4 protein-coding genes are annotated in these 8,684 nt (G+C 73.3%); all 4 read left to right on the forward strand.

Going from position 1 to position 8,684, the window contains the following annotated elements:
- Nucleotides 1-94 precede the first annotated feature (94 nt).
- Genes LVO85_RS14050 through LVO85_RS14065 form a run of 4 tightly spaced genes read left to right on the forward strand, consistent with a single transcriptional unit; the run spans nt 95 to nt 8,263 of the window.
- Entirely contained in the window at nt 95-1,681 is a 1,587-nt protein-coding gene (locus LVO85_RS14050) for a TIGR02677 family protein (protein ID WP_232748120.1), read from the forward strand.
- Nucleotides 1,678-2,901, forward strand: a complete 1,224-nt coding sequence (locus LVO85_RS14055) for a TIGR02678 family protein (RefSeq protein ID WP_232748121.1) — start codon at nt 1,678-1,680, stop codon at nt 2,899-2,901. The genes LVO85_RS14050 and LVO85_RS14055 overlap by 4 nt, the downstream gene beginning before the upstream one ends.
- Nucleotides 2,898-6,998, forward strand: coding sequence for a TIGR02680 family protein (locus LVO85_RS14060; protein ID WP_232748122.1), 4,101 nt, complete (start codon nt 2,898-2,900; stop codon nt 6,996-6,998). The genes LVO85_RS14055 and LVO85_RS14060 overlap by 4 nt, the downstream gene beginning before the upstream one ends.
- A complete protein-coding gene (locus LVO85_RS14065; RefSeq protein WP_232748123.1) occupies nt 6,995-8,263 on the forward strand; it encodes a TIGR02679 family protein in 1,269 nt (422 codons plus the stop codon). The genes LVO85_RS14060 and LVO85_RS14065 overlap by 4 nt, the downstream gene beginning before the upstream one ends.
- Nucleotides 8,264-8,684 lie beyond the last annotated feature (421 nt).

An 8,684-nucleotide genomic window follows, 5' to 3' on the forward strand; every position in this document is an offset into this window, starting at 1 on the left:
AGCGCAGGAACTTCTAGCCCCTTGAGAGGCCACAGGTCACGGCGCGAGCCCGCCGAGTCCTCGGCGCAACGGTGGACTTCCGTAGGGTGTCCCCATGTCGGAGGGCACCCTGCAGCCGGGCGAGCGGCTCACGCTCGGTGCGCTCAGGTATGCCGTCAACGAGGAGGCCGGCACCTACCTTGCCGTCATGCGGCTCTTCACGACCGGCATCAGCGGCTTCCTCTCGGACCAGTCGGCCGACGAGGTTGCCGAGCGCCTGCGCGAGGCAGGAGTCCACCTCGACCGGGACACGGTGGACCAGCGCCTGTCCTATCTCGTCGAGCACGGCAACCTGGCGCGCAGCCCGCGGGAGGCCGAGGCCCGCAGCGTGCGGGAGTACCTCACGAACCGCGCCCGCTACCAGCTCACGCCGCGCGGCGAGCTGGTGCAGCGCCAGGTGGAGGAGCTGCTGACACGGTCCGACGGCGCCCGCGAGGTCTCCAGCGAGATGCTGCCGGGTCTGCTGTCAGGGCTGACCGGGCTCGTCGAGCTCTGCGACCAGGGCTTGGACGCCGCCGAGCCCACGGAGCTGGCCACCCGAGTCTCGACGATCTTCGCCCAGTTCGAAGTGCTGGTCACCTCGACGCGCCAGTTCTACTCCTACCTCGCACAGGTGCTCACCCGCTTCGACCTCGGCCGCGACGAGTTCGTCCTCTTCAAGAGTGCGCTCATCGACTACCTGCAGCGCTTCGTCGACGAGATCTCCCGGCACATGCCGCAGGTCGCCGATCAGCTGTCGCGGCTCGAGCCGCACGTGCCGACGCTCTGCACACGGGCCGACTCCGCCGGGCGGCTCGTTGGTCTGGACGGCACCCAGGCCCGCCGGGCACCCGGTCTGGAGCCTGAGGACTGGCAGAGCCTGCACGCATGGTTCATCGGCTCGGCCTCTCGGCGCCCGGACGCCGACAACGTGCGCCGCCTGGCCACCGATGCTCTACGTGCCCTCCTCACCAACCTGCGCCGCCTGGCCGCGGGAGCTGACCGGCACCAGAGCCGCTACGGCGACCTCGTCCGGCTCGCCGGCTGGTTCGACGCGTCCTCGGACGACCGGGCCCACGAGCTGTGGGCCGCTTCCTTCGGGCTGTACTCAACGCGCCACCTGTCCTTCGCCGCCGAGACCGAGGGCGACCCGGTGCCGTCCACCCGCAGCTGGTGGGACTCCCCCGCCGCCGAGGTGCCGGTCGGCCTGCGGCTGCGAGGCGAGCGCCGGGCGTCCGGCCGGTCCGGGGCGCGAGTCGACTATTCCGCGGCCAAGCAGGCCCGGCTCGCCGAACGTGCGAAGCACGAGCGACGACTACAGCGCGCAGCCGCTGAGCTCGCGGCCCACGCGGGTCCGGTGGTGGAGGTGCGGCTCAGCGACGGAGCCCGCAGCACGTTCCTCGACCTGTATGCCGCAGCACTCGCCCAGGCGGGGCGTCCGCTCGGCGCCGACGCCGTGGCGACCGCCGAGCTGCGCGCCCCGGGCACCAGCCTCTCGCTGCTGGTCCGCCGGCAGCCGGGGGCCCAGGTGCGGCTGCGGAGCCCGGGAGGGGTGCTGACGCTCTGTGACCTGACAGTCGACCTGACAGTGGAGGCGGACGCCGACGTGGACAACGACGGCGTGCACAACGACGGCATGACGCCACTGAGGGCCCAGGGATGACCGCGACGCCGGAGCGCCCGACGCCTGCGACCGATCCCTACGTCGAGGCCGAGCGGCGCCGCGCCGCGCGGGCGCTGCTGCGCACGCCGCTGCTGCACGCCGACGCCCACGCAGACGACCTGGCCCTCGTGCGACGCCACCAGCGCGAGCTGACGACGATGTTCGCCGACGGCCTGGGCTACCGCCTCGTCGTCGAGCCAGGTCTGGCGCGCCTCCTGAAGACAGGCCTGGCACCCGACCCCAGCCGTGGCCTGCGTCGTCGCAACGGTCGACCCTTCACACCGCGCCGCTACGCCTTCCTGGCCCTGACGCTGGCGGCGCTCGCCCGGACCCGTCAGCAGGTGATGGTCGACGAGGTGGTGGCGGGGGTGCGCTCTGCCGCTGTCGACGCCGCGATCGACGTCGACCTCGACAGCGTGCACGACCGGCGGGCCCTGCACTCGGCACTGGTTGCCCTCGTCGACCTCGGGGTGCTCAGCGAGCGGGACGGCGACCTCGAGCACTGGGCCGAACGGCATACCGAGTCGTTGCTCGATGTGCACCGCGACCGGCTGGCGGTGCTGCTCTCCGCGCCGCTGGTCTCGTGCGAGGGACCAGCGGACGTGCTGGCCGTCCCCGAGGTGCCCTCATCGGCCGGTGGTGCCCGGATCACCGTGCGCCGGCACCTCGTCGAACGCCCGGTGCTGTCCGTCGAGGACCTCACTGAGGAGCAGCGCGGCTGGTGGCGGCGCAACCGGGAGCGCGAGCGTGAGTGGTTCAGCCGGTGGCTGGGACTGGAGCTGGAGATCCGGGCTGAGGGTGCCCTGGCGCTCGACCCCGACGGCGAGCTCTCCGACCTCGCCTTCCCAGGGGTGGGTTCGGCCAAGCACTTCGCGCTGCTGCTGCTCGCCGAGCTCACGGAGGTCGCCCGGCGCAGCTGCGCAGCGGTGGACGACGGGACCTCGCGCACCTGGGTGCCGGTGGCGACCTCGACCGCACGCTCGGCCGGCGACCGGGTCTTCCGCGCCTGGCGGCGCGGCCTGCGCAAAGACCACCAGGACGACCCCGACGCCCTCTTCGACGAGGCAGTGCGGCTGTTGGTCACGGCCGGCCTGGTCCGCACCGAGGGCGCCACGACGTGGGTGCATGCCGCCGCGGCGCGGTACGCCCCCCGCGCCGAGCTCGTGACCGCGGCCGGACCTGCCGGCGAGCGTTCGCTCTTCGAGCAGGAGGACCCATGACGGCCACGATGACGAGCACTGGGAGCGTTGACGCTTCCACGACCCGTCGCTTCCGCCTGCACCGGGCAGGCATCCTCAACGTCTGGCAGTACGACGAGCAGGTGTTCACCTTCGCCGACGGCCGGATGCTGCTGCGCGGGGCCAACGGTGCGGGCAAGTCCAAGACCCTGGAGCTGCTGCTGCCTTTCGCGCTCGACGGGGACAAGGCTCGGATGACCGCCTCGGCCAAGCACCACACCAGCCTGCTGTGGCTGATGACCGACGGTGTCGAGGGCGGCAACCGGGTGGGCTACGTCTGGGTGGAGTTCGCACGCACGACCGAGACGGGGCAGGCTGAGTTCTTCACCTGCGGTGTGGGCGTCCGAGCCTCGTCGACCGCCCGGCAGGCCACCGCCTGGCACTTCGTGACCTCGGGACGCGTGGGCGTCGACCTGTCGCTGGAGGACGCCGCCGGTCCGCTGCCGCAGGCCAGGCTGCGTGAGGTGCTCGGCGCCGAGCAGGTCTTCGAGCGAGCCGCCGACTACAAGGCCCACGTGGGCCAGGCCCTCTTCGGCCTCGACCCGCGACAGTACGACGAGGTCCTGCGGCTGCTCTACTGGCTGCGCCAGCCCCAGGTCGGTGAGGACATCGAACCGGCCCGGCTCACCCAGCAGCTCTCCCAGGCACTCCCCCAGCTCGACGAGCAGGCCGTCCGCGGCGCCGCAGACACCTTCGACGGGCTCACCGCGGTGGGTGAGAAGCTCGACCGTCGCGCGGCCGCCGCGGTGGCGCTGAGCGCACTGGCGCAGGGGTATGCGGCGTATGCCGGCGCGGTCGTCGCCGACCGGGCGCGGGCCGTCGGCTCCGTGGTGGTCGAGGAGCGCCAGCTGAGGACCGCGCTCGACCATGCTCGCGAGACGCTGGGGGCCATCGAGCAACGACGAGCGGAGACGCTGGACTCCGTGGAGACGGCCCAGGCAGGTGCCGAGCACGACCGCGCACGGCTGCGCGCTCTCGAGGACAGCTCCGAGTTCCGCGACCAGCGCCGGCTGGACGAGCTCGGGCAGCGGGCACAGCGGGAGACCGAGCTCGCGGGGCAGGCCACCGCGCAGCTCGCGCGCAGCCGGGGCACGGTGGACCGCGCCACGGCCTCGCTCGCCGAGCAGCGCGACCGGCTGCAGGAGTCGGTCGAATTGGTGGTGGCGGCGGTGCGCTCCGTCGGCGACCAGCTGCGGCGGTCGGTGCCGGGCGCTCACGTGTCGACGACCTTGACGTCCGACACGCTGCTCTCCGTCCCTGACGAGGCCGGCCCGGTCATGCTCGGTGCACTCGACCGGCTGCGAGACGCGCTCGCCCACGCGACGTCCGCGGTCTCGCACCGGCGCGCCGGTGTGGGCCTGGTGCGTCAGTCCCTCGAGGCCCTGTCCAGCGCCCAGGGCAGGCAGACCGTCGCCGAGCGGGAGGCCGAGCAGACGGAGGTCCGGTGGGAGGAGGCCCGCGAGGCACGGGTCGAGGCCGAGGCGACGAGCCGGCGGGAGCATGACGCACTGCTGGCACGGCTCGCCGGCTGGGCCGCGCGGCCGGCAGCGCCGGAGGTCGTGCTGCCCGCCGAGCTGACGCCGGAGACGCTGCCCGACCTGGACCGGCTGGGGCACCGCAGCGCAGCCCCACAGCTGGCGTCGCTGCGGGACGGGCTCGCTGAGGCACGGGCCGGGAGTGCAGCGGCTCGCACCGAGCTGGAGCGCCTTCGCGCGGACCGGGCCATGGTCGAGGCCGAGCGGGCCCCAGCGCCACCGGCCCCTGCGCTGCCGCGCACCGCTCGTCCCGACGGGCACGCCCTCTGGCAGCTCGTCGACTTCACCGAGAACCTGCCACAGGAGGACCGGGCCGGGTTGGAGGGAGCACTTCAGGCCTCCGGCCTGCTCGACGCCTGGGTGCGACCGGGTGGTCGGCTGCTCGATGCAGAGCAGCGTGACGTCGTGCTCGTGCCTGTCGGCACGGACCTGACCCGAGGGCCGAGGCCCCAGGGCGGCCTCGACGGGCTGCTAGTCGTCGACCTACCTGAGGGAAGCGACCTGACCATCGACGACGTGACCCGGGTGCTGCGCAGCATCGGACTCGGGCCAGGCTCGGACCGCCGGCCTGGCGGAGGGGCCACGGCGTGGGTGGCCACCGACGGGTCGTGGCGCCTCGGCCCGGCACACGGGCGCGCGGGCAAAGACAGGGCGCAGTATGTCGGCGCCACCGCCCGCGTCCAGGAGCGCGCCCGCCGCCTCGCGGTTCTGGACGCGGACATCGAGACCCAACGGGAGGTGCGTGACCGGGCCGACCTGGAGCAGACCCGGCTGGCCGAGCAGGTCACCGAGCTCGAGGCCTGGGCCGCCACAGTGCCGTCCGGCCGGGCGCTGAGCACCGCCTGGGACCGGGTCGGGCTGTTCGTCGAGGCCGAGCAGCGTGAGGAGCGGCGCAACCAGCGGGCCCAGGCGGAGGCCCAGGCGGCCCGGTCCGAGTCCGTCCGGCGCGGCGACGAGCTGCGCCGGGTCGCCGACGAGCAGGCGCTGCCCATCGACCCCACCGCGCTCGCCGCCGTCGAGGAGCAGCTGCGTGCCGTCACCGAGGGGCTGCGCGAGCTCGACCGAGAGGACCCACGCACCCGTCGGATGCTCGAGTCATGGGAGCGGGCCTGGGCGGACCACGCCGCGGCTCGGCACGCACATGCGCTGGACGAGGACGCCGCCGCCGAGACTGCGCGGGCAGCGCACGTGGCGACGGCAGAGTTCACGGAGCTGCAGGCGTCGGTGGGCGACTCGGTAGCGCAGCTGCGACGGCGCATCGCCGACACCCGTGCCTCCCTGAAGACCCACCAGCGGGACGGCGAAGCCGCACGGAGTGACCTCGACTCGCTCCATGTCGAGTTCGGCAAGGCACAGACCGGTGTGGCCGCCGCCGAGGAGCGGCTCGTCGGTCACCGGTCGACCCGCACCTCGGTGCTCGACGCCTTCACCGGGTTGGCGCGGGTGCCGGGCCTCTTCGAGGCCGCCGACGTGCAGCCGCAGGACGCCGACAACGTGCTCGGCCTGGAGGGTCTCGACCCCGCGGTGCCCCTGCCCCGACGCGCACTCGCCGTCGTCAGGACCTTGTCGGCGCTGAGCACCGCCGACGTCCCGTCTGCCACGACCCAGCTCTGGGAGCGCTACACCGCTGCGACCAGCGGACCCGCTGCGGAGCACCAGCCGGTGCTCGCGAGCCGCGGCGAGCTGCATACCGTCTCCGGGCGCGACGAGGCCGGGGAGGCGGTCATCACCACCCTGTCGAAACGGGTCGCCGCGGCCGTCGAGCGTGACCGGGAGCTGTTGACCCAGCGGGAGCGGGAGCAGTTCGAGCGGCACGTGCTGGGCGAGCTCGGTGACGCACTGCGCCGCTGCCGCCGCGACGCTCGGGAGCTGGTCGACGCCATGAACCTGCAGCTCGGTGAGGTGTCGACCTCCCAGGGCATCCGCGTGCGGCTCGACTGGCGGCTGCGCGACGACGTCGCGTCCGAGGCCCGTGCCGCGGTCGACCTGTTGACCCAGCCGGTCGGTGCTCTGCTGCCGGAGGAGCGGGCCGCCCTGCGCGACGCGCTGCACCGGCTCATCGAGGCCTCCCGGGCCGAGCACCCAGAGCTGTCCTACTCCGAGCATCTCGCGGCGGCGCTGGACTACCGCACCTGGTTCACGTTCACGATCCGCTACACCCGTCCCGAGGCTGCTGGCCGATGGGAGCGGCTGCACCGGCGGTCACCGCTGTCGCAGGGCGAGCAGAAGGTGCTGTGCTACCTGCCGCTCTTCGCCGCCGCGGCGGCGCACTTCACCTCGCTCGCAGGTGCTGCGCCTTACGCACCGCGGCTGGTGCTGCTCGATGACGCGTTCCCCAAGATCGACGTGCGCACCCACCCTCTGCTCTTCGGGCTGCTGGTGCAGCTCGACCTCGACTTCGTCATCACCAGTGAGAGGCTCTGGGGCGACCACTCGACGGTGCCGTCGCTGGCGATCTACGAGGCGCTGCGCGACCCCGGCCAGCGGGGCATCGCGCAGTACGAGTACCGCTGGGACGGGCGCACCCTGGAGAGCGTGGGGTGAGCGAGAACCTGCCGCCGTGGGTCACCGACCCGGCTCTGGCTCCGTCGTGGGAGCGGATCCTCACCCGCTTCGAGAAGGCAGGCCTGGTGGCGGAGGGGTATGTCGTGCTGACGCTTCGCACGCGGGCCGAGCGTCAAGCGGTGGCGGCGCTGCTCGGCCGCACAACGGTGCGCGAGCGGGTGCGGGTGGATCTGGCCGAGCTGGACCGCCGGCTGCGGGAGCGGTCGGGTGCGGGTGGCCTACTGGCCGTGCTGACGACGGTCACCGGCAGTGCCCCCCAGGACCGGCCGGCCCGGAGGGTTGCGCAGCAGACTGCTCGGGAAGAGCCGTTGGCGCTGGCCGCGGACCTGGTGCGCGCGCCGTGGGCCGACGACTGGGTCGCGGGTCTGCGACGCACCGGCATGCTGACAAGGCGCGCGGACGCCGAGCAGGTTGTGCGCGACGCCGCCAGGGTGCTCAACGCTCTCCCCACGCCGGGAGATGCGCGGCAGACACTCTCGCGCGTCGAGCTCGGTGCACGTCTGTTGGGCGACGCCCACGCGCTGGACCGCGACACGGTGCTGCACCATGTGGTGCTGCGTGCCCTGGCTGCCGCTGCAGCGGTGCCGGTGCCTGCTTCGGCCCGTGCCCGGGAGGAGCTGTGGGGCTCCGTCGGGGCGACGCCGGACCTGGTGTCGCGCACCTGTCTGGTCTGGGGTCTGCGCCTGGCAGGCGACGGTGCGCTGGCCCGGCGGCTGGAGACCGCGGCCGACGTCGGCGACCCGGTGCACATCACCGACTGGGACCTGCGGCGGGCCGACGGTTTCGTGCCCGAGCTGTACACCCGGGTGCTGGTCTGCGAGAACCCGCGCGTCCTGGAGGCTATCGCCGAGTATGCCGTTGCCGGGCCTGCCGCTGTCAATCGGTCGGTGGCCGCCTGGGCCGTCGTGTGCACCGCCGGGGAGCCGAACCTGGTTGTCGACCAGGTGCTCGGACACCTGACCGAGGAGGGTGTGCCGCTGCGCTACCACGGCGACTTCGACTGGCCCGGCATCGCACTGGCCAACCGTGCTGTCGCTCGGCACGGGGCCCAGCCCTGGCGGATGAGCGCCGAGGACTACCTCGAGGGGCTAGCGCTCGGTGGGACCATGCTGGCCGGCTCCCCTGTCGAGCCGACCTGGGACGCCGAGCTCGGTGCCGCGATGCGTCGCCACGCCCGCGCCGTGCACGAGGAGTCGGTGCTGGCGACACTGATCGACGATCTCGTCGGCCCGTCCTCCCCCTGAGCAGGACCACCGCCGGCCAGTGCGAAGCGTCCTGGCTCCGGCGTGCTCAGATCGCCCCACTATCGCCTACGGTGTCGGCGGACGGGACCGAACTGGTGCTGGCTGTCCATGCCCTCTGGTCCGGCGAGCGGCTGTCCCTGCGGGCCGAAGACTGCGGCCGTGGCGTCAAGAGCCCTGGCGAGACGCTGCGCTCGGCTCGCCACATCCGTTCGACGCTTCGGCGCCCGGGCTCGCCGGGGTCTGCAGGACCCGGCGCGAGACAGGGATGGTCGGATACACGCATCAGCGCGAGCGTGAGCATGGTGTTGACCCGGCCCGTCTCGGGCCGGGTGCGGGGCGAGGTCATCGCAGGTGCCAGGTGACGCCGAGGGCGGTGACCGTCGCGTCGCGGCCCCGGTCGTGGACCCAGGTGTGGTGTCGC

It is taken from the genome of Ornithinimicrobium sediminis (assembly GCF_021272345.1).
In the GTDB taxonomy this organism is placed as follows: domain Bacteria; phylum Actinomycetota; class Actinomycetes; order Actinomycetales; family Dermatophilaceae; genus Ornithinicoccus; species Ornithinicoccus sediminis_B.

Bases quoted from the DNA above. Each gene is read 5' to 3' on its own strand.
- LVO85_RS14050 (WP_232748120.1), top strand. From the start codon at position 95: ATGTCGGAGGGCACCCTGCAGCCGGGCGAGCGGCTCACGCTCGGTGCG.
- LVO85_RS14055 (WP_232748121.1), top strand. From the start codon at position 1,678: ATGACCGCGACGCCGGAGCGCCCGACGCCTGCGACCGATCCCTACGTC.
- LVO85_RS14060 (WP_232748122.1), top strand. From the start codon at position 2,898: ATGACGGCCACGATGACGAGCACTGGGAGCGTTGACGCTTCCACGACC.